Origin of the sequence: Candidatus Pelagibacter sp. HIMB1611, assembly GCF_052047715.1 — a bacterium.
Lineage (GTDB): Bacteria > Pseudomonadota > Alphaproteobacteria > Pelagibacterales > Pelagibacteraceae > Pelagibacter.
This window is the reverse complement of record NZ_JBNAJM010000001.1, coordinates 1,369,813-1,388,893: the sequence shown is the minus strand read 5'-3', so window position 1 is coordinate 1,388,893 and position 19,081 is coordinate 1,369,813. Positions and strand designations below refer to the sequence as shown.

At 28.9% G+C, this 19,081-nt stretch carries 26 protein-coding genes and 1 tRNA gene; 11 read left to right on the top strand and 16 right to left on the bottom strand.

All coding sequences use genetic code 11. The annotated features are described in order from the left end of the window. The first annotated feature begins 8 nt into the window (after window positions 1–8). Genes ACTTAS_RS07490 through ACTTAS_RS07460 form a run of 7 tightly spaced genes read left to right on the top strand, consistent with a single transcriptional unit; the run spans window position 9 to window position 5,771 of the window. Window positions 9–299 (top strand): HU family DNA-binding protein, encoded by a 291-nt coding sequence (locus tag ACTTAS_RS07490; protein WP_440678931.1) that lies wholly within the window; start codon window positions 9–11, stop codon window positions 297–299. Next, window positions 289–978 (top strand): orotidine-5'-phosphate decarboxylase, encoded by a 690-nt coding sequence (gene pyrF / locus ACTTAS_RS07485; protein ID WP_440678930.1) that lies wholly within the window; start codon window positions 289–291, stop codon window positions 976–978. Before ACTTAS_RS07490 ends, pyrF begins: the two co-directional genes overlap by 11 nt. After that, window positions 978–1,607 carry a phosphoribosylanthranilate isomerase gene (locus ACTTAS_RS07480; RefSeq protein WP_440678929.1) on the top strand — a complete coding sequence of 210 codons (630 nt, stop codon included), beginning with the start codon at window positions 978–980 and terminating at the stop codon, window positions 1,605–1,607. Before pyrF ends, ACTTAS_RS07480 begins: the two co-directional genes overlap by 1 nt. Continuing rightward, complete coding sequence (trpB, locus tag ACTTAS_RS07475) at window positions 1,597–2,826, top strand: tryptophan synthase subunit beta (protein WP_440678993.1); 1,230 nt, start codon at window positions 1,597–1,599, stop codon at window positions 2,824–2,826. Before ACTTAS_RS07480 ends, trpB begins: the two co-directional genes overlap by 11 nt. After that, window positions 2,826–3,626: a tryptophan synthase subunit alpha gene (gene trpA, locus ACTTAS_RS07470; RefSeq protein WP_440678928.1), complete on the top strand. Its 801-nt coding sequence runs from the start codon at window positions 2,826–2,828 to the stop codon at window positions 3,624–3,626. The genes trpB and trpA overlap by 1 nt, the downstream gene beginning before the upstream one ends. Then, window positions 3,623–4,552 carry an acetyl-CoA carboxylase carboxyltransferase subunit beta gene (locus tag ACTTAS_RS07465; protein ID WP_075505966.1) on the top strand — a complete coding sequence of 310 codons (930 nt, stop codon included), beginning with the start codon at window positions 3,623–3,625 and terminating at the stop codon, window positions 4,550–4,552. The genes trpA and ACTTAS_RS07465 overlap by 4 nt, the downstream gene beginning before the upstream one ends. Beyond that, a complete protein-coding gene (locus ACTTAS_RS07460) occupies window positions 4,506–5,771 on the top strand; it encodes a bifunctional folylpolyglutamate synthase/dihydrofolate synthase (protein WP_440678927.1) in 1,266 nt (421 codons plus the stop codon). The genes ACTTAS_RS07465 and ACTTAS_RS07460 overlap by 47 nt, the downstream gene beginning before the upstream one ends. Here the strand turns inward: ACTTAS_RS07460 and ACTTAS_RS07455 are convergent. The 4 genes from ACTTAS_RS07455 to ACTTAS_RS07440 are packed head-to-tail and all read right to left on the bottom strand — an operon-like array spanning window position 5,768 to window position 9,391. After that, window positions 5,768–6,085 carry a thioredoxin family protein gene (locus ACTTAS_RS07455; RefSeq protein ID WP_075505964.1) on the bottom strand — a complete coding sequence of 106 codons (318 nt, stop codon included), beginning with the start codon at window positions 6,083–6,085 and terminating at the stop codon, window positions 5,768–5,770. The genes ACTTAS_RS07460 and ACTTAS_RS07455 overlap by 4 nt on opposite strands. 34 nt (window positions 6,086–6,119) lie before the next feature. Further along, entirely contained in the window at window positions 6,120–7,556 is a 1,437-nt protein-coding gene (locus tag ACTTAS_RS07450; protein ID WP_440650600.1) for an exonuclease domain-containing protein, read from the bottom strand. Between the two features lie 13 nt (window positions 7,557–7,569). Next, window positions 7,570–8,256 (bottom strand): hypothetical protein, encoded by a 687-nt coding sequence (locus ACTTAS_RS07445; RefSeq protein WP_075506062.1) that lies wholly within the window; start codon window positions 8,254–8,256, stop codon window positions 7,570–7,572. A 37-nt stretch (window positions 8,257–8,293) separates the two neighbouring features. Then, complete coding sequence (locus tag ACTTAS_RS07440) at window positions 8,294–9,391, bottom strand: DNA recombination protein RmuC (RefSeq protein ID WP_440678926.1); 1,098 nt, start codon at window positions 9,389–9,391, stop codon at window positions 8,294–8,296. A 31-nt stretch (window positions 9,392–9,422) separates the two neighbouring features. Here ACTTAS_RS07440 and ACTTAS_RS07435 point away from each other — a divergent pair, with 31 nt between their 5' ends. Further along, window positions 9,423–9,554: a hypothetical protein gene (locus ACTTAS_RS07435; RefSeq protein ID WP_440678925.1), complete on the top strand. Its 132-nt coding sequence runs from the start codon at window positions 9,423–9,425 to the stop codon at window positions 9,552–9,554. Here ACTTAS_RS07435 and hisG read toward each other — a convergent pair. The 12 genes from hisG to ACTTAS_RS07375 form a co-directional block, all read right to left on the bottom strand. After that, entirely contained in the window at window positions 9,537–10,229 is a 693-nt protein-coding gene (gene hisG / locus ACTTAS_RS07430; protein ID WP_440678924.1) for an ATP phosphoribosyltransferase, read from the bottom strand. The two genes, ACTTAS_RS07435 and hisG, sit on opposite strands and share 18 nt — an antisense overlap. Next, window positions 10,229–11,281 carry an ATP phosphoribosyltransferase regulatory subunit gene (locus tag ACTTAS_RS07425; RefSeq protein WP_440678923.1) on the bottom strand — a complete coding sequence of 351 codons (1,053 nt, stop codon included), beginning with the start codon at window positions 11,279–11,281 and terminating at the stop codon, window positions 10,229–10,231. The genes hisG and ACTTAS_RS07425 overlap by 1 nt, the downstream gene beginning before the upstream one ends. Continuing rightward, the gene (gene hisS / locus ACTTAS_RS07420; RefSeq protein WP_440678922.1) at window positions 11,259–12,653 is read right to left on the bottom strand and encodes a histidine--tRNA ligase; all 1,395 of its coding nucleotides are present in this window, start codon (window positions 12,651–12,653) and stop codon (window positions 11,259–11,261) included. Before hisS ends, ACTTAS_RS07425 begins: the two co-directional genes overlap by 23 nt. Before the next feature lie 312 nt (window positions 12,654–12,965). Next, complete coding sequence (locus ACTTAS_RS07415; protein ID WP_075505957.1) at window positions 12,966–13,178, bottom strand: cold-shock protein; 213 nt, start codon at window positions 13,176–13,178, stop codon at window positions 12,966–12,968. 81 nt (window positions 13,179–13,259) lie between these two features. Next, window positions 13,260–13,334 (bottom strand) — tRNA-Phe (locus ACTTAS_RS07410). A gap of 4 nt (window positions 13,335–13,338) precedes the next feature. Continuing rightward, a complete protein-coding gene (gene infA, locus ACTTAS_RS07405) occupies window positions 13,339–13,554 on the bottom strand; it encodes a translation initiation factor IF-1 (RefSeq protein WP_440678921.1) in 216 nt (71 codons plus the stop codon). Window positions 13,555–13,556: 2 nt separating this feature from the next. Next, window positions 13,557–14,840 (bottom strand): histidinol dehydrogenase, encoded by a 1,284-nt coding sequence (gene hisD / locus ACTTAS_RS07400; protein ID WP_440678920.1) that lies wholly within the window; start codon window positions 14,838–14,840, stop codon window positions 13,557–13,559. 2 nt (window positions 14,841–14,842) lie between these two features. Then, window positions 14,843–15,235: a DUF2948 family protein gene (locus ACTTAS_RS07395; RefSeq protein ID WP_440613489.1), complete on the bottom strand. Its 393-nt coding sequence runs from the start codon at window positions 15,233–15,235 to the stop codon at window positions 14,843–14,845. Then, window positions 15,232–16,494, bottom strand: a complete 1,263-nt coding sequence (gene murA / locus ACTTAS_RS07390) for a UDP-N-acetylglucosamine 1-carboxyvinyltransferase (RefSeq protein ID WP_440678919.1) — start codon at window positions 16,492–16,494, stop codon at window positions 15,232–15,234. Before murA ends, ACTTAS_RS07395 begins: the two co-directional genes overlap by 4 nt. Window positions 16,495–16,497: 3 nt before the next feature. Continuing rightward, entirely contained in the window at window positions 16,498–17,058 is a 561-nt protein-coding gene (gene dcd, locus ACTTAS_RS07385) for a dCTP deaminase (RefSeq protein WP_075505953.1), read from the bottom strand. Between the two features lie 97 nt (window positions 17,059–17,155). Beyond that, window positions 17,156–17,356, bottom strand: a complete 201-nt coding sequence (locus tag ACTTAS_RS07380; protein ID WP_075505952.1) for a hypothetical protein — start codon at window positions 17,354–17,356, stop codon at window positions 17,156–17,158. A 173-nt stretch (window positions 17,357–17,529) separates the two neighbouring features. Continuing rightward, window positions 17,530–18,252, bottom strand: coding sequence for a TVP38/TMEM64 family protein (locus tag ACTTAS_RS07375; RefSeq protein WP_440678918.1), 723 nt, complete (start codon window positions 18,250–18,252; stop codon window positions 17,530–17,532). Between the two features lie 94 nt (window positions 18,253–18,346). On the opposite strand from ACTTAS_RS07375, the gene rpmH reads away from it, so the two are divergent. Genes rpmH through yidD form a run of 3 tightly spaced genes read left to right on the top strand, consistent with a single transcriptional unit; the run spans window position 18,347 to window position 19,081 of the window. Beyond that, entirely contained in the window at window positions 18,347–18,487 is a 141-nt protein-coding gene (rpmH, locus tag ACTTAS_RS07370) for a 50S ribosomal protein L34 (protein WP_023854404.1), read from the top strand. A gap of 4 nt (window positions 18,488–18,491) precedes the next feature. Beyond that, window positions 18,492–18,833: a ribonuclease P protein component gene (rnpA, locus tag ACTTAS_RS07365; RefSeq protein WP_075505950.1), complete on the top strand. Its 342-nt coding sequence runs from the start codon at window positions 18,492–18,494 to the stop codon at window positions 18,831–18,833. After that, complete coding sequence (gene yidD / locus ACTTAS_RS07360) at window positions 18,833–19,081, top strand: membrane protein insertion efficiency factor YidD (protein ID WP_075505949.1); 249 nt, start codon at window positions 18,833–18,835, stop codon at window positions 19,079–19,081. The genes rnpA and yidD overlap by 1 nt, the downstream gene beginning before the upstream one ends.

The window sequence follows — 19,081 nt, the reverse complement described above, 5'->3', positions numbered from 1 at the left end:
GTTATAAATTGGCTATTGTAAAATCAAAGCTTTTAAAACAACTCTCCCAAAACTACCCAAATTTCTTAAAAAAAGATTTAGAGAAATTTACTGATATAATTTTAAATGAAATAAAAAGATCGCTTCGTAGAGGTGATGGAGTTGAATTAAGAAATTTTGGAACATTTAGAGCTAAGATTCAAAAAGCCTCCATTAGAAGAAATCCAAAAACTGGCGAAAAAGTTGCAGTTCCTGAAAAGAAAGTAATATCATGGAAAATGAGCAAGGAAATGTTTAAAAAGATTAATAATGAAGAATAAAATTATTTTTGTTGCATGTGATACTTCAAATTTAAATGAAATAAAAAAAATTCTTAAAAATATTAATACAAAACAATTAAAAATTATTCCAAAATTTGGATTACAGTTTTTTTACTCAAAAAATGGAAGAAAATTTTTAGAAAAATATAAATCAGATTTTTGGTTAGATTTAAAAATCAATGACATACCACAAACAGCTCTTTCTGCAGTTAATAGTTTAAAAGATTTAAAAAATTGCAAATATATTACAGTTCATGCAAACGGTGGCCTTGAAATGCTAAAAGCAATTAAAAATAAAACTAAACAGATTAATATAAATTTGAAAGTACTAGGAGTTACTGTGTTAACTAGTCTCAACAATAAATCGTTAAAAGAAATTGGTCATACTAAAACAGTTGACCAACTAGTTTTAAAGCAAGCTGGTATTGTTAAAAAATCAGGGTGTGATGGGATAGTTTGCTCTGCAAAAGAAGCAAAAATGATAAGAAAAAAATACAAAAATTTATTAGTCATCACACCTGGTATAAGATTACCTGGTGACAATACAAATGATCAAGCTAGAGTAATGACACCAAAAGATGCTTTCAAAAATAAAGTTTCAGGAGTGGTAATTGGAAGATCTCTTACAAGAGGTAATATTAAGAATAATATTAAAAAATTAATTAATCATTTATACTGATGATTAAGGGTTGTAAAATTTGTGGGATTTCTGATCCTGATACTCTAAATTTTTTAATTAATCACCCTCACCCACCAACATTTATAGGATTTATTTGCAACTATCCAAAAAGTTCTAGATATGTTGAATATGAAAATTTAAAAAAACTTTTAATCAATAATCCAAAAAAAAGTTACTATGTTGCTGTTCTAGTAAAACCAAATATAAATATTTTAGAGAAAATTAAAAATTTACCTTTTGATTATTATCAATTATATGATTGTACACCAGAGGAAATAAAAGAGATAAAAGAAAAATATCAAAAGAAAATTATTACAGCTTTCACAATAAAATCAAAGTCTGATTTGAGTAATTATAAATTATTTTCTGATCATACTGATATTTATTTATTTGATAGTAAGGGCTACGAGAAAAGTCAGTCTTTTGATCATGACTTGATTAAAAATATCAAATTAAATAAGGAATTAATGATTGCTGGAAATATTCAATACAATGAAGAGCTTAAAAATTTCAAAAATTTGGCAAATTTTATAGATTTATCTGGTGGTGTAGAAACATCTGGATTAAAAGACCTATCCAAAATAGAATTTTTTTTAAATAAAGTTAATGAAATTAAAAATGAAGCTTAAAAAAGGTATTCCATTAATTGATCAACACGATCAACAAGGGTTTTGGGGAGGAAAATTTGGAGGTAGTTTTATACCTGAAACTTTGAAAAAACCAGTAGAGGATTTAACAAAAGAATTTAAGAAACTTAGAAATAATAAAGCCTTTTTAAAAAAAAGAGATTATTATTTTAAAAATTATATTGGATCTCCAACCTCTTTTGTGAAATTAGAAAATTTGTCCAATCATTTAGGTGGAGCTCAAATTTGGGCAAAAGTAGTTTCTGAAGCAAATGGAGGTGCACATAAAATCTATAATGCCACTGTTCATGCACTAATTTGTAAAGCTATGGGTAAAAAATATATCGTTGGCGATACTGGCGCTGGATATGCAGGAAAAATGTTAAGTATGGCAGCAAAAAAATTTGGGCTTAAATGTAAAATTTTTATGGGTGCTAAAGACATTAAAAGACAAAAACCAAATTGTGACGCTATGAGAAAAAATGGTGCAGAAATTGTACCAGTTTATTCTGGAAGTCAGACTTTAGTTGATGCAGTGAGTGAATGTATGCGATATTGGGTATCTAATTGTGATAATACACACATGTGCGTTGGCAGTACTGTTGGACCAAATATCTTTGTAAAAATATGTGGTTGGTCAACTGCACAAATTTCTAGAGAATTAAGAAAACAGCTTAAAGAAGAATTTAAAAGAATTCCAAATAAAATTAAGTTAATTAATTGTGTTGGAGGTGGTAGTTCTGCATATGGATTTTGGAGCGAGTTTATTGATTTTGATAAAAAACAAATAGAATTAATTGGTGTAGAAGCTGGAGGTCCTAAAAAATCTAAACTTCATGCGGCACCACTAAGCAGAAATGCAAAAGTTGGTATTTTGCATGGGGCAGCTTCATATGTTTGCCAAAATAATGAAGGACAAATTAATGATACAGAATCTATAAGTGCTGGTTTAGATTATCCTGGTGTTAGTCCTATTCATTGCTTTTTAAAAGATACTAAAAGAGCAAGATATACTTATGCAACAGATGAGGATGCACTTAATGCACATGTAATGGTAACTAAATTTGAGAAACTTAATCCAAGTTTAGAACCAAGTCATGCTTTTGCTGAGGCAATAAAAATTGCTCCAAAATTAAGCAAAGATACAATTATAATTGTTAACTCTTGTGGTGATGCAAAAAAAGATAGAGATATTTTAAGAGAAAGATTGGGAAAACATTAATGAGCTCTTTACTTAATAAAGCTTTTTTAAATGCCAAAAAAGAAAATAGACCTGCCTTACTGACCTATACAGTTGCAGGTGATAATACTAAAAAAAAATCTTTAGAAATTCTTAATTCTATTTCTGACTATGCTGATATTTGTGAATTGGGTTTTCCTCACAACACGCCCATAGCTGATGGAGGTCAAATCCAAACTAGCGCCTATAGGGCAATTAAAAATGGTATTAAAATTAACGATGTATTTTCAATTGCAAAAAATTTTAAAAAATCAAAAAAAAATACACCAATTATACTAATGGGTTATTACAATATGATATTTCAGTACAATGAAAATAAATTTTTAGATAGATGTAAAAAATCAAAAGTAGATGGACTGATTGTTGTAGATTTACCTTATCCAGAAAACAAAAGTTTTGCATCAAAATGTAAAAAAAAAGGAGTAAATTTTATTCAGCTGGTTTCACCTACTACATCTCAAATAAGATTAAAAAAAATAATAAAAGATTCACATGATATGGTTTACTATATAAGTATGTTATCAACTACAGGAGGAAAACTGAAAGTATCTCCTAAGAAAATCTTGGAAAGATACAACAAAATTAAAAATCAAAATAAATCGAAAAATGTTGTGATTGGCTTTGGTATTACAGAAAAGACGATTAAATCACTTAAAAAAGCTGATGGTTTGGTAGTTGGTAGCGCAATATGTAAGGAAATATCTAAATCAATTGAAAGAAGACAAAATACTGTCACAAATGTTACTAATATCGTTAAAAGATTAAGAAATAAAATTCAATGAACTGGATAACCAAAATTATTAAAGCGGGTGAAAAGATTAAAACTGCTATACGTGAACGAGCTACTAAAGAGGATATTGCAAAAAGTGAATGGACAAGTTGTTGTCGAGGACCAATTCTAAAAAAAGATTTGGAAGCAAACCTTTGGGTATGTCCAGATTGTAATAAACATCATAGAATTAAACCTAAACAAAGATTTGATATTTTATTTGGAAAAAACAATTATGAAGTTTTTAAAACTCCCATTCCAAAAGATGATCCCTTAAATTGGACAGATTCTAAATCTTATAAAGATAGGTTAAAAAGCGCTCGTAAGAAAACTGGATTAGATTGTGGGATGATGGTTGCATCTGGCACAATCAATAATATTAAAATAACAGCTGTTGCATCTGATTTTGATTTTTTAGGAGCATCGATGGCCGCTGCAGAAGGTGAAGCATTTTTATATGGAATTCAACATGCAATAGAAAATCAAACACCATTTATATGTATAAGTGCTGGTGGTGGAATGAGAATGATGGAAAGTTTAATTTCATTATCTCAAATGACAAGAACCACACTTGCAATTAATGAATTAAAGAAAAATGGTTTACCTTACTTGGTTTGCATTACGGACCCTACTGCAGGAGGAATAACTGCTTCCTACGCAATGTTAGGAGATATTCATATTGCTGAGCCAGGTGCCTTAATTGCATTTGCAGGTGCTAGAGTTATTCAAGGAACAGTAAAAGAAGAGTTGCCTGAAGGTTTTCAAAAAAGTGAGTATGTTGAAAAAACTGGGTTTGTTGATTTAATCGTAGAGAGAAGAGATCTAGCATCTAAAATAGGAACTTTATTATCAATATTGTTAAAACAAAATTCTGCTATAAGTTCTGAGCAAAATGAAACTTCAGAAGATACTCAGCAATTTTCAAAAGTTGCATCCTAAAGAAATAGATTTATCTTTAGATAGAATTCAAAATCTTTGTAAAAAATTAGGAAATCCCCAAGATAAAATTAAGGCCATATCAGTTGTTGGAACTAATGGAAAGAACTCTACCATCCAGGCTATTTATGCAATTCTTAAAGAAGCAAATTTAAAATGCAATGTTTATACGAGCCCACATATACAAAAAATTAATGAAAGATTTGTATTTAACAATGAGGAATTAAATGACGAGGAATTAGCTGATTTATTAGAAGAGGTTGAAAAAATTAATAACAACGATCCAATGACTGTTTTTGAAATGTTGTCAGCTTGTTTTTTTTATAAAGCTGCCCAATACCCTGACAATATCAACTTAATAGAAAGTGGTTTATTCCACCGTTTTGATGCCACTAATATTTTAAAAAGCAATCTTGCAAGTATAGTAACATCTATAAGTAAAGATCATCTCGACTGGCTACCAAAAGAAAATCAAACAATAGAACAAATTGTTTTTGAAAAAACATCAGCCTTACTTAACTCAAATATTATTATCGCTAAACAAAATAAAGATCAAACGATTGAATGCATTAAAAAAACAATAAAAAATAACTCTTCAAATAAGTTATTTTTTAATGAAGACTATAGTTATTCAATTCAAGAGAGTGGTTTTTTTTACTATAAGGATAAATTCGGAGGTTTAAAACTTCCTCTACCAAATGTTCTTGGTCAGTTTCAACTAGAAAATATATCAACTGCTATTGCAACTATAAGAACTTTAAATCTTGGAATTGAAGATACTAAAATAGAAAATGGTATTCAAAAAATACATAATCTTGCAAGATTACAGGAAATTAAATCTGGAAAACTAAAAGAACTTGTAAAAAATAATACATTATTAGTTTCTGGAGATCACAACCCTGATGGAGCTAGAGTTATTAATGAATACCTCCAAACTTTAGATTGTGATAAACATATAATCTTAGGCATGATGTCCAACAAGGATCATAATGATTATATTAGTTATTTTAAAAATATCTCAACCTTGACCACTATTGATATCCCAAACCAACCTAATTCAATTGGCGGAAAAGAACTGAAAAATAAACTAAATTCTTTTAAAAATGCTCAATACAAAGAAAATATTTTTGATGCAATCAAGTCTATTTCGGTCAAGAAAAACGATATAATCTTAATTACAGGTTCTCTTTATCTAGCTGGAGAAATACTTAATTTAAATTAGATATTTTTTTCTAAAAATTCTTTCATGTGGCTTTCAGGTACCCCACCAACTTTTCTATCTACTTCAACACCTTTTTTGTAAATAATAACAGTTGGTACGCCTCTTATGCCAGCAGCACTTCCGGTGTTTATTCCACCATCTTCTACATCAGCATAATAAAAACCAGCTTTACCTTTGTATTCATCAGCTAATTTATCCATCACTGGTTTTAAAGCTTTGCAAGGTCCACACCAAGCAGCTGAAAACTGGATTACTGAAACATCTTCATTTTTGATTTTACTATCAAAATCTTCATCTTTAAAATCTATAAGCATAAATCCTTTCTATAAATTAAAGTTTTAAAGTCAACTATGCAATTTCATATTTTTTTTCAATAGACATAATAAATTCATTTATTTCATCCAATTTTTTTAGTTCTTCTTCATCATCTCTATTAGATGCTTGGTCTCTCAAGGTGTCTATTTCCGTGTAAGCCATTGCTATAGTTTGCCACTTTTCTCTATTTTTACTTAAAATTCTTCTAGCTATCTCACTTTTAATATTTTTATATAAATCAGGTGGTAATACGTGAGGTGCTTCTTGGTAAATAATTTTTTGTCCAAACCATGCACATCTCTTATCTTGAAATTTATCTAGTAATCTTAATTTGTCTTCCCATGACGAGCTGTGCCATGTTTTAAATAAAGCAGTATCTTTGTTTGGAACAAATTTCTCATACAATGTTTCCTCAGGAAGTAAATCTTCTTGATTTTGAGTTTGAGCCTTTTCTTCTGCAGCTTCCCTATTAATGATTTGAATATTCTTGCATAGGTTTTCGCTAGATCTAACTAATTTGGCTCTTTTTTGAATTGTTTCCAAATCAAGATCTGCATAGGCTTTTTCTTTTAAAGCAAATTTTTTATCTAATACTACAGGCGCTTTATTTGTTTTAATAACTCTTAAAGCTTTAGGACTTATTTTTTTAAGATTAGCTTTAAGCTCATTAACAGACATATTTAAAAAAGGTTCTGGATCTCTTCTTAAGTCCCAAAGATATCCCCAGGAAGCATAAGATGGATGAAAACAATGCTCTGGATGTAATGTTGATACTAAATACATCATATTTCTTCCTTTAACATTTTCAAAAATTGAATAAATACCCTCTCCTTTTAAAATAGATTCCACACTACTCTTTGTGGAAGTGGTTAAAAATTTTTCCCAATTGTCATTATGCTTTTCTTTTATAATTCTTAAAATTTTCAAACTAGTAAATGCATCGTGATACGCAGTATGTTGTTGGGAAGTATCAAATCCTTGTTGTCTTGCTAAACCTTCAAGAGCAAGACTTTCATTTCCAGCATCTGTTAATTCAGTTTTTAAAGTTTCAGAATTAATTGTTTGTGCAGCTCTTGCAACATGAAGACCATCGTGTTCTTTATTTGGAGACGAATGAGTAATGTAAGGATATCTGTTTCCTTTAAAGAAATTGAAATGGAACATTCGTCTATCAAAATTTAAGTTACTCCATCCCATAAATAATGCTGGGGCAGCTTTTGAAAAGAAGTTTTCAACTGCTCCTAAAAATTCATAATGGGAATAATTTCCTTTAGTAAGTAAATCGATACTTGTTGAGTTTACCAATAGAGCTTTAGCACTTGGCACTTCTCCTTCTGGCATTCTGCCTCTGATATTTAATTTACCAATTTCATTTAAATTTTTATCAACAACAACAGCTCCAACCTCAATAATTGATCCCCAAATAGTGCTATTAGTTGTTTCAGTGTCGTAGATTACAAATTTGTCCATATTTTCTTATATTTTAAGTTAAATTAGATAGTTCATGAAATTTTTTTAATCTTCCTAAAAACAAATTTTGATAGATGACTAAATCATGTCCTTGAATTTTAAATTCTTGGAATAATTTATCTACAGTGCAGACCAAGATTACACAAGAAGTGATATTAGAGTTATACACAACATTATGAGCCAAAGAATAAGCGCTGGTTTGTAATAGCCATGAATCGATATACTCAGCTTTCTTTGGTTTATTACTTTGTTTAAAATCTATAATTGTTTCTCTTCCTTCATAAACTCCAACACAATCCGCAGTGCCAGCATATTTATCTGGATAATACAGTGTGCACTCAACACCCCATATTTCTTCCAATCTATTTTTTAAACCATGATCTATAATTTCTTTTGCCATCAATTTATATTGTTCATTATCATCAAAAAAACTTAAATTTTCTCTACCAAGCAAGTAAGATTCTAAGTAGTTATGCATCTGTGAACCTCTGCTGCTTGCTGCTTTGGTAATAGCTTCAGCTTCTTTATATCCTGTTCTCTCCCTCCAATTTGCCAATGCTGCTTTATCCTCATCTGATTTAGTAACATCTAAAATTGAAGTAACACTTGGTAATTTTTCTTCGCCCAAAAGATATCTTCTAATGCCATCAACAGTAGCTCTTGAAGATTTTGGATAATCATATTTACGATTCCATTGCATGAGATTTCTTATAAATGGTATTATCAAAAAAAAGAAATTAATTTTTAATTTGTCTTTGTTTATCAACAAATTTTTCAACGTTGTCTGTCTGTACAGCTTTCTCTACCTGCTCTGGATCTTTTATACTTTCCAAAGTTCTATTTATTGATCTTGCATCTGTTCCAAATTTATCTACCACACCCATAGCATCTTCTAATTTTTTTCTAAGAACTACTATGTTGTCAAAGTGTTTTGAAAATCTTGTGCTTATTGTTTTTAAATGATTATAGATTTCAGTTGCTCCCTTTTGAACTTTCAAGGATTGGAAGCCCATGTGTAAAGATTGCAAATATGCTGATAAAGTATTTGGGCCACAAATTACAACTTTATATTTTTTCATTAATTCTTGAGTTAATAATTCTTTTGTACTTGGGTCTTGGTATTCAGTTAATTCTTTGTACAAACTTTCTGTAGGAGCATACACAATTGCAAAGTCAGTAGTTTTTGGTGGTACAATATATTTTTCATTTACACTTTTAGCTTTTGCTTTAAATGCAGTGGCTAATTTTGCTCTAGCATCAGCAACTAACCTTTTATCTTCCGCGTCATGACCATCGGTAATTGCTTTAAATTTCTCCACTGGAAAATGACTATCAACTGGAACTAAAACATCACCTTGAAGCTTGATTGCAAATTCTACATTCTCACTTGTATTTTCTTTCATTTTCACATTTGTCATGAATTGAGAAGCTGGTAGTAAATCTTTAATCAGTGCATCCAAACTAAACTCTGCAAGAGTCCCATATTTTTTAACTCCAGCCAAAATTTTTGTTATTCCTTCTTGGCTTTGGTTTAATAGTTGAACTTGTTGATTAAAATTTCCAACTTTTTCATCTACTTTAGTTAAAGCTTCTGTCATATCTTTTGTTACTCCAGTTGACAGATTATTAAATGAAGTAGACATTGCTCCAAGTGAGCTATTGATTGTTGTATTTAAGGTATCCTTTAAACTTGAAATTTCAGATTTTAAGTTAGCTATTTCTTCAGCTTCTTTAATTTCTTTTTGATCTCCAGGCTTAGATCTTAAATTTAAGTAAAGAATAGCCGAAACTACTCCAAGCAGCAGAATTAAAATAATTAAAAATATAGCTTCCATGAATCACTTTATATCATATATAAAATATGTAATGGAATTATTATTAATATTGAAAATTATTATTGGTTTAGGAATACTAGTTGGTATTTATGCAATCCTTCGAAACCTAGATATTATTAAAATTATTCTTATTTATTGGAAAGATTTAATTCTTAGAAAGTAATCTAGCTAAACTTTGAAGAGATTTATTTTTAGACGATGATTTAGATATCATCATACAAGCCTCTGATTTTAAAATCTCCCCATCTTTTAAAATTCTTAGATTATTAGCTTTTAAAGTTTCTCCTGTTGAAGTGATGTCAGTAATTATTTCTGATGAACCAGTAAAAGGATATGCCTCGGTAGCACCTAAACTATCTACTAATTTAAATTGAGTAACCCCTTTAGAAAATAAAAATTCTCTTGTTAAATTTGGATATTTGGTTGCAACTCTTAATCTTTTCTTTTTCTTGTCTCTAAACTCAAATGCTATTTCTTCTAAATCAGCAATAGTTTGGACATCAATCCAAGGATCTGGAATTGCAACTACCAATGTAGCTTTCCCAAAGTCATATTTTTTAATTACATTAATTTTCTTTTGAATATTTATTTCACTCTCTTTCAACAAATCAAAACCAGAAAATCCTAGATCCAATGAACCATCTCCGAGTCTTTCTATAATTTCTCTTGCATGAAGGTACAATATTTTAACATTTTTCTTTTGTTTAATTGAACCTAATAAATCTCTTTCTCCTCTTTCTGAAATTAGATTTAATTTATTTTTTTTAAAAATGTTTAAGACATCCTTTCTGAGTCTGCCTTTGCTAGGAATTCCAATATTTAAAATATTTTTCTTCATTAATAATTTAAATTTAATGCAGCCCCAACTGCTGCTATTTGTTTTTTTGACCCAAGATCAGAAATTAATCGATCATAACGACCACCATTAATAATATTTTTTAATTTATTTTTTGATTTAATATCAATTTTAAAAACCATTCCTGTGTAATATTCCAATTGTCTTCCAAAAGAAGTTGAAAATACTACATTAAGTTTTGAAACTTTTTTGTTAGAGACAGGAAAATATCTTTGATCAACTACTAAATTAATTCTATTTTTCTTAAAAAATTTATTTAACTCAGATGCAGCCTCATTGATTGGGCATTTGATTTTTAAAAAATCTTTAATAATTTTTGAAACGCCTTTACCTTTACTAGCTCTTCTTGGATCTTTAATTTTATTATCGAACCTATTTAATATCTCATTAATAGTTCTTCCTGCTATTGCATTTGATAAATCTTCTTTTAGCATTTTTAAATAACGCTTTTTGTCTATTTCAACAATAGTTGGATCTACATCAGAATTTGTCTCTAATCTTTTTAAAAGATCATTAAAGTAATCTTCTCTCCAAAAATGTCTTGATAATCTTAACTTCCATCTTTTTGGAATATCTAGTTTTGAAATTAACAAATTAAATATCTCAACATTTCCTATTGTTAATTTACCTGAAGAATATTTAATATTTTGAAGAGATTTTAGTGAGGTATTGATAATTTCTTTATCATCATTTTTTTCGTCTTTAGAACCTAAAATTTCAAATCCAATTTGATCTCGAACAATAGAATCACTTTTATTTTCAGATTTTCTATAAGCTTGACCACTATAGAAAATTTTTTCTTTTCCTTTTAGATTGTTCTCTAAATATCTTAAGCAGGATGCAATTGTTAAATCCGGTCTAAGACATAACTCGCTTCCATTTTGATCCGTAAATGAAAAAATAAATTTTCTAAAGTTTTCACCTGATCTTTGAACAATGTGATTAGCCTCAATAACTGAGGGTAAATCTATATATTTGTAACCCTTAGATTTTACTGATCTAAGAATTTTTTCAGATAAGTTTTTTGATTTCATCTACTAAATTTGATTTTGGAAATGTTTTGTTATTTTCACCTTTAACACCTTTAAGATTTTTTATCGTTACTGTTCCTTCATTAAATTCATTATCACCACATATAACTGCTACATTTAATTCACGCTTATTTGCTAAGGTTAATTGCTTACCTAAATTTTTCTTTGTATCTAAAAAAATTTCTGCATTAATGTTATTTTCTCTTAATTGATCTACAATTTCGTAATAATTTTTTAGATATTTTTCATCCATCACACAGACTAAAACAGGCTTTTGATCATCCACCTTAATCTGATCCAATTGTAAAAGTGCAAATAGCAATCTATCCACACCAAAGCTAATCCCTGTACCTGGAATATCCACCCCTTTAAATCTCGAGATAAGTTTAGCATAAGAACCTCCCGAACAAATGCTACCAATATCAACTTCTTTTCCTTTATTATTTGTAACTTTAAAATTTAAGTTAGTTTCAACAATAAAATCAGAATAATAAGCTAAACCTCTAACAATAGTAAAATTGGTTTGTACTTGTTCTAAATTAGAACCAAATCCTAAAATTTCAAAAACTTCCTCAAGCTCTTTAATTCCTTCTTGAGACAATGGATTTTTTAAATTTTCTTTTAATTGTTTTAAATCTTTTATTTTTAAAAAATTTAATATTTGTGATGCTTGTTCATCTGTTAAATCAGCACCTTTTGTAACTGCGCCGCTTGCATCTTTTCTCTCTTTTTTAAGAAGATCTTCAACACCTTTTAAACCAAATCCAGGTTTATCTAATTTATCAACAGCTCTAATTACTTTTAATTGCTTATCTTCAGATATTTTTAAATCATCAATTAAACCTTGTACAATTTTTCTATTACTAATATTGATTGTAAATTGATCTTTATTCAAACCACAATCTAAGAGTGTACTCGAGATTAAATTGCAAAGTTCCGCATTAGCTTGCGCTGAATTAACATTTCCAACAATATCAAAATCAGCTTGCATGAACTCTCTGTATCTTCCATTTCCTGCTTTTTCATTTCTAAAAACATTTTGAATTGCATATCTTTTGTAAATTGATGGAAGCTCTTGGTTGTTTTGAGCAACAAATCTAGCTAAAGGACTAGATAGATCGTATCGAAGAGTAATATTTTTATCGCCATCTTTAAATGAGAACACATCAGACATAGGGTTATCCTCGTCCTCTGCTAAAAACGAACCAATATTTTCGCTGATCTCAAAAGAAGGTGTCTCTAATGGTTCAGCTCCAAATTTTAAAAAATTTTTTTCAATCACTTTTAAAAGTTGTTTTTTTAAAACTAACTTTTTATTCCAACGATCTTCAAATCCAGATGGTAAGGAAGGATTGAGTTTTTTATCTTTTTCCATTTTAGTGGTACTTTGGGTAGGTTACGCTCCTACGACTTCGGATCCACAAACCGACGTGATACTATTTCACCACCAAAGCTTATCCTTTAGTTATTATCTTATTTTATGTGGAATGAAAATTATAATATAAATAAATAGCCTAATGGCTATGGAAACAGTTTCTGTGAGTACTTCTATAAGTAATTCTGTATGTAATATTTATATTCATGAGCAGCCTTTTAGACAAAAATTATTAATATTCAAGGCTTAAATAAAAAAAGGACGTTAATCTACTAAATGTAGAAATAACGTCCTTTAGAAATTTTACGAAAATTAGTCTATTTTTTTTAAATTTACTGCAGAAGGACCTTTAGGACCGTCTTCTAATGTGAATTCAAGTTTATCACCTTCATTAAGAAATCTCATTCCAGCAGCTTTTACAGCTGAAGCATGTACAAAGGCATCTTTCTCTTTGTCGTCTCTCTCTATAAAGCCATATCCCTTTTTACCATTATACCATTTTATTTTACCTTGTAGTGTACTCATCTTATTTCTTCGTCCTTTTGTTATTTATTATATTAATTAAGTTAATTTCTTTTACAGGTATTTCAAGATCAAACTTTGTGGTGGTGGCTGAGGAAGGATTCGCACCTCCGACACAAGCCTTTTCAGGGCTCTGCTCTACTCCTGAGCTACTCAGCCTTATTTATCCTCTAAAGATAATTCTTCCTTTAGTAAGATCGTAAGGTGTCATCTCCACAGTTACATTGTCACCTTGAAGAACTCTAATTCTGTTTTTTCTTAACTTACCTGCTGTATGAGCTGTAACCGTATGACCGTTTTCTAGCTTAACTCTAAACATTGCATTCGGAAGTAGGTCTATCACAGTCCCCCTGAATTCAAGTAAGTCTTGTTTTGACAAATTTATTTTCTCCTTATTCTTTTTAATACTGATTGAGCATGCCCAACCAGGCCTTCATAATTTGCAAGTGTTATAACTGATGGTCCAAGACTTTCAATACCCTTTTTTGATAAGTTTATGTATGAAATTCTTTTGTAGAATTCGTTTACACTTATACCACTTGAATATTTTGCTGATCCGTTAGTTGGTAAAACATGGTTTGAACCTACATTATAATCTGTCATAGCCATAACCGCATATTTTCCTAAACAAATTGATCCTGAATTTTTTATTTTTGAAACAATAGATTTATAATTTTTAACATTTAACTCTAAATGCTCTGGAGCTATTTTGTTAACAATATCGATAATTTTTTTATCTGAATTTACATGCATTAAAATTCCATTATTTTGCAAACTTCTCTTTGCAATAGATTCTCTTGGAATTTCTTTTAATTGTTTAATTATTTCAGTTTTAACTTTATTTAATAAGTTTTTATCTTTTGAAATTAATATACACTGTGCAAGATCATCATGTTCTGCTTGTCCTATTAAATCACTTGCAACCCATTCTGGATTAGAATGCTTGTCACAAACTATTGTAACTTCAGAAGGACCAGCAGTCATGCCCTCAATTCCAACATCTCCAAAAACTTCTTTTTTTGCAGCTGCAACGTAAGCATTTCCAGGCCCTACAATTTTATTAACCTTTTTAATTTTTTTTGTTCCATAAGAAACTGCAGCAATGGCAGATGGTCCACCAATTGAATAAATTTCATTAATTTTACATTTTTTGGCAGCATATAATACTGCAGGATTTTGTTTTCCTTTATAGCCTGGGTTGATCATAACTATTCTTTTTACACCAGCAACAATAGCTGGAATTGCATTCATCAATACACTAGATGGATAGGATGCAGTTGAACCAGGTACATAAATTGCAACCGACTCTAAAGGTAAATATTTATACTCAAGTTTATTTTTAAATTTATCAGTGTAAGAAATATTTTTAAACTTTTGTAATGAATGAAATTTATAAATCCTGTTGTAAGCAGTATCGATAGATTGTTTTACAATAGAATTTAATGATTGAATTGATTTTTGAATTTGATTTGAGCTAGGCTTGATTACTGAATTTTTATTAAATTTTTTCTCATATTTTAATAAAGCTTTATCACCATTTTTTTTAACATCTTTAATAATGTTAGTGACTGAAACAGAGCTTGATTGAACTTTTCTCTTTCTTTGCAATAATAAATTATCTAATAATTTACCAAAATTTTTCTTACTACTATCTAAAACCTTCATCTCTAATTTATTTCGCTTTGATCCTCTAATATTGCTTCAATCGTTTCAGCGGTCAAAGCGATATGAGCATTATTACTAAAGAAGAGATTTATTTCATAAACATCGTTATTTTTCAAATAATCTATTCCTACTAATTCTAAAACCAATTCTTGATTTGATTGATCAATATTTTTTGACTTTACCTTATCAACAAAATCAAATCTGCAGATACTATTGACTTTTTTGTCCTCATTTTCATTTTCTACTTTAATACGCTCAATTGATAATAAAAATACTTTATTAGATTCTAGATACTTAATATCTGAAACTTTTACTTTGGCTCCTGAACTACAAGCTGAAATCATCTGTAATCCCTCTTTATCTGTAGCAATAATTTTAGCTAAATATTTGTTCATCTTTTTAATCTTTTTATTTTAACACCAATATTTTTTAATTTATTTTCAATTTTTTCATAACCACGATCTAAATGATAAATCCTATTAATTACAGATTTCCCTTGTGCAACTGAAGCTGCTAAGACAAGTGCCACTGATGCTCTTAAATCACTAGACATTACTTCTGCACCAATAAATTTCGTATTACCCTCAATATAAGCTTTATTATTTTTGGTCGTAATATTCGCACCTAATCTCTGTAATTCAGCAACATGCATAAATCTATTTTCAAAAATATTCTCTGTAATTGAACTTTTTCCTTTAGCTTTACACATTAAGACCATTAATTGCGCCTGTAGATCTGTTGGAATTCCAGGAAACTCTTTTGTTTTAATATTTTTAATAGATTTAATTTTTTCTGGTCCATTAATATGAATTTTATTCTTGCTTACTTTTATTTTGGCTCCTGTTTTTTTTAATAAATTAAGTTCTGTATTTATTATTTTTGGGTCTAAATTATTTATTTCTAAATTCCCTTTAGCTAAAGTTGCAGCTACACAAAAAGTACCAGCTTCAATTCTATCAGCCATCACTGAATAATTTGTTGAATTTAAAGAACTTACTCCGTTAATAGTGCATGTTCTTCCTTTCCAACTTATTTTTGCACCCGCTGAATTAAGAAAGTTAGTAAGGTCTTTTATTTCTGGCTCGACAGCACAATTTCTTAATACTGTTTTTCCTTTTGCCAAGCATGCAGCAATTATAGAATTTTCAGTTGCGCCAACAGTAATTTTTGGAAATCTAATTAACCCTCCTTTAAGTTTGCCAAAAGATTTTGCTAATATGTAACCATCCTTAATTTCATAATTCATCCCAAGTTTTTCTAAAGCTGACAAATGATAATTAACTGGTCTCGCACCAATTAAGCAACCACCTGGTAATGATATTTTTGACTTATGATATTTTGCAATTAATGGTCCTAATACTAAAATTGAACCTCTCATTGTTTTAACTAATGAATAACTAGCAAAAGTTTTCATATTTTTATTGTTTGAAATTTTTGCAGTTTTTTTATCTTTAGAAAGTTCGATTTTTGATCCAAGAGACTTAAGTAAATTTAGCATAGTGCTAATATCTTTTACTCTTGGAAGGTTATGAATAGTTACAGGTAAATCAAAAAGTAGTGTAGCTGCTAATATTGGTAATGATGCATTTTTAGAACCTGATATTGAAACTTTGCCCTTTATTTTGCTAGGACCATCAATCAGAAATTTGTCCATAACTTACTTTTTAATTTTAGCAACCTGAATAGTAGTTTGTCCCTGATATTTACCGTTCTTAGATTTATAAGTTGTCTCTGGTTGAGTTTCTGATTTAAAAAATAAAAATTGAGCTATACCTTCATTAGAATAAATTTTTGCTGGATTAGGTGTAGTGTTGCTTAACTCTATAACTATATTTCCCTCAAATTCGTTTTCAATAGGAGTTACGTTACAAATTATACCTGTTCTTGCATAAGTACTTTTACCAACACATATACAAAGTACATCTTTTGGAATTCTGAAATATTCTACTGTTTTAGCTAAAACAAATGAGTTTGGAGGAATAATGCAATGTGGTCCCTTTTTCTCAATAAAATTATCATCAGAAAAATTTTTTGGATCGACTAAGGAATTATTTACATTAGTAAATATTCTATATTCATCAGAGATTCTAACATCATAACCCATGCTACTTAATCCATATGAAATTTTCCCCTCCGCAACTTGATGATCTAAAAATGGTTCAATCATGTTGTGCTCTTTGCACATCTTCTTAATCCACGAGTCAGGCTGAATAGACATTACTTAGATTTTTTTTTATTTTTTTTTTGAAATAGTTTTCTTTTTTTTAAGTTTTTTCTTAAAGCTAAGCTCAAACGCTCATTTTTGTCTTTAGAACTCATTCTTTATTGGGGTTAGTCAAAAAATCTAAAGATATTGGTTTGTTAGGATCTAAGGGTTTTGATGTGGGCTCTTCTTTTTTTGGGCCTTCTTTAGCTAAACGTTTAGCTTTTTTTTCAGCAAGCTTTCTTTCTCTTTTAGCTTGTTTCTCCATAAGCTTGTTGCCTTTTGTAGATTTATAATCGTAGTGAATTCCCATAACATTTTTTTTAGTAGATATAGATCATTATGGTCAAAAAATTAAGGCAATAATTTGAAAAAAATGCTTTATTATCAATAAATTACTAAATGTATTTTAGCTCCTGTAGTTAAATGGCATAACAAGTCATTGGTAATGACTAGTTCCCTGGTCAGTACAGGGTGGGAGCACCATTAATTTCTGTAAAATTTTTTTCTAAAAATAATTGAAATCACAATTAATATAAAAAACGCTAAAAGAGGAACATAGATATCTGGAGAAAAGATAATATCCATTATTCCAGGAACTTCTGAATTTTTATCGATTACTTTTTCAATCCCACTTCCAATTGAAACTGCCAAAAAAATCTGAGGTATTATTCCTAAAAAAGTTGCAAATAGAAAATTTTTTACTCTTACATTAAATAATGTTGGCAATAGACAACTTATTTGCCAAGGAACTCCTCCAATAAATCTGTAAACGAGTAAATAAAAAAATTCAGATTTTTTAAATTTAATTTCAAGATTTTGAAATTTATTAAGAAATTTTTCTCTAATTAAATCTCTTAAAAAATAATTTCCAAATATATATAAAAAAGTTGCACCTACACTTAAACCAGTCACCACAACTAGTGTTCCAATCCATTTGCCAAAGATAAAGCCGCCCATTAAAGCTACAGGAGATCCAAAGCCTAGAAAAGGAAATACCCAAAGCACTGTTAGAAACAAGAAAGAAATTGAAACTAAAAATAAATTAGAATTTTTCAACTCAATTAAATAAGATCTGTTATTTCTCAAAAAATCATAAGATGTAATCTCCTGAAGACTGAATTTTGAAAAGAAAAAATATAAAAATAAACTAACAATTAATAAGTAAGATAAACCTATAAATAGTTTAATTTTTTTTGTTTTTTCCATGAATATTGTTATTTTATTCCTAAATCTTCTATTTGCTATTTTTATTATTGCTAATATAAAGGGGCAAAATTTATAAAATTTAATCAATTTATTTATGAAAAGAACATACCAACCTTCAAATAAAAAAAGAGCACGAAAACACGGCTTTAGATCAAAAATGAAGACTAAAGGTGGAAAGAAACTTTTAGCTAGAAGAAGAGCCAGAGGAAGAAAATCTTTAACTGTATCAGTGTAAATTAATGAAAAGCAAAATTGTTGCTCTTTCAAAAAACGAAGAATTTAAAAATTTACTTAAACAAAAAAAGTTCTCGAATAAGTATGTAACTATTTTCTTTGGTAAATTAATGAATAAAAATAATAATAAACTCAATATTAGTTTTGTAACAAAAAAGAAATTAGGGAATGCAGTTAAGAGAAATAAGATTAAAAGAAGATTAAGGAATATTTTAAACGAGGCAGTTAAAAAAATATCAATAAATTTTAACTATTCATTCCTTGTTATCGCTAAGTCATCTATGCTAAATAATGAATACAAATTAATAAAAGAAACTCTATTTCAGGATTTTGAAAAAATAAAATAATGAATATTTTTACAAATATATTAATTAAAATTATCAAAGGTTATAAATATTTGATTAGTCCTTTATTTGGACATTCTTGCAGATATTTACCTACTTGCTCAGAATACAGTATTGATGCACTTAAAGAATTTGGTCTGTTAAAAGGATCATTTTTAAGTATTAAAAGAATCTTATCTTGTCACCCAATCAAATTTTTAGGTGGTGGTGAAGGTTTTGATCCTGTTAAAAAAAACACAAAATTAAAATAA

What these genes read in the sequence shown, in the direction of transcription:
- pyrF (WP_440678930.1), top strand. Translation starts at nt 289, where the DNA reads ATGAAGAATAAAATTATTTTTGTTGCATGTGATACTTCAAATTTAAAT.
- ACTTAS_RS07480 (WP_440678929.1), top strand. Translation starts at nt 978, where the DNA reads ATGATTAAGGGTTGTAAAATTTGTGGGATTTCTGATCCTGATACTCTA.
- trpB (WP_440678993.1), top strand. Translation starts at nt 1,597, where the DNA reads ATGAAGCTTAAAAAAGGTATTCCATTAATTGATCAACACGATCAACAA.
- trpA (WP_440678928.1), top strand. Translation starts at nt 2,826, where the DNA reads ATGAGCTCTTTACTTAATAAAGCTTTTTTAAATGCCAAAAAAGAAAAT.
- ACTTAS_RS07465 (WP_075505966.1), top strand. Translation starts at nt 3,623, where the DNA reads ATGAACTGGATAACCAAAATTATTAAAGCGGGTGAAAAGATTAAAACT.
- ACTTAS_RS07460 (WP_440678927.1), top strand. Translation starts at nt 4,506, where the DNA reads ATGAAACTTCAGAAGATACTCAGCAATTTTCAAAAGTTGCATCCTAAA.
- ACTTAS_RS07455 (WP_075505964.1), bottom strand. Translation starts at nt 6,085, where the DNA reads ATGCTTATAGATTTTAAAGATGAAGATTTTGATAGTAAAATCAAAAAT.
- ACTTAS_RS07450 (WP_440650600.1), bottom strand. Translation starts at nt 7,556, where the DNA reads ATGGACAAATTTGTAATCTACGACACTGAAACAACTAATAGCACTATT.
- ACTTAS_RS07445 (WP_075506062.1), bottom strand. Translation starts at nt 8,256, where the DNA reads ATGCAATGGAATCGTAAATATGATTATCCAAAATCTTCAAGAGCTACT.
- ACTTAS_RS07440 (WP_440678926.1), bottom strand. Translation starts at nt 9,391, where the DNA reads ATGGAAGCTATATTTTTAATTATTTTAATTCTGCTGCTTGGAGTAGTT.
- ACTTAS_RS07435 (WP_440678925.1), top strand. Translation starts at nt 9,423, where the DNA reads ATGGAATTATTATTAATATTGAAAATTATTATTGGTTTAGGAATACTA.
- hisG (WP_440678924.1), bottom strand. Translation starts at nt 10,229, where the DNA reads ATGAAGAAAAATATTTTAAATATTGGAATTCCTAGCAAAGGCAGACTC.
- ACTTAS_RS07425 (WP_440678923.1), bottom strand. Translation starts at nt 11,281, where the DNA reads ATGAAATCAAAAAACTTATCTGAAAAAATTCTTAGATCAGTAAAATCT.
- hisS (WP_440678922.1), bottom strand. Translation starts at nt 12,653, where the DNA reads ATGGAAAAAGATAAAAAACTCAATCCTTCCTTACCATCTGGATTTGAA.
- ACTTAS_RS07415 (WP_075505957.1), bottom strand. Translation starts at nt 13,178, where the DNA reads ATGAGTACACTACAAGGTAAAATAAAATGGTATAATGGTAAAAAGGGA.
- hisD (WP_440678920.1), bottom strand. Translation starts at nt 14,840, where the DNA reads ATGAAGGTTTTAGATAGTAGTAAGAAAAATTTTGGTAAATTATTAGAT.
- ACTTAS_RS07395 (WP_440613489.1), bottom strand. Translation starts at nt 15,235, where the DNA reads ATGAACAAATATTTAGCTAAAATTATTGCTACAGATAAAGAGGGATTA.
- murA (WP_440678919.1), bottom strand. Translation starts at nt 16,494, where the DNA reads ATGGACAAATTTCTGATTGATGGTCCTAGCAAAATAAAGGGCAAAGTT.
- dcd (WP_075505953.1), bottom strand. Translation starts at nt 17,058, where the DNA reads ATGTCTATTCAGCCTGACTCGTGGATTAAGAAGATGTGCAAAGAGCAC.
- ACTTAS_RS07380 (WP_075505952.1), bottom strand. Translation starts at nt 17,356, where the DNA reads ATGGGAATTCACTACGATTATAAATCTACAAAAGGCAACAAGCTTATG.
- ACTTAS_RS07375 (WP_440678918.1), bottom strand. Translation starts at nt 18,252, where the DNA reads ATGGAAAAAACAAAAAAAATTAAACTATTTATAGGTTTATCTTACTTA.
- rpmH (WP_023854404.1), top strand. Translation starts at nt 18,347, where the DNA reads ATGAAAAGAACATACCAACCTTCAAATAAAAAAAGAGCACGAAAACAC.
- rnpA (WP_075505950.1), top strand. Translation starts at nt 18,492, where the DNA reads ATGAAAAGCAAAATTGTTGCTCTTTCAAAAAACGAAGAATTTAAAAAT.
- yidD (WP_075505949.1), top strand. Translation starts at nt 18,833, where the DNA reads ATGAATATTTTTACAAATATATTAATTAAAATTATCAAAGGTTATAAA.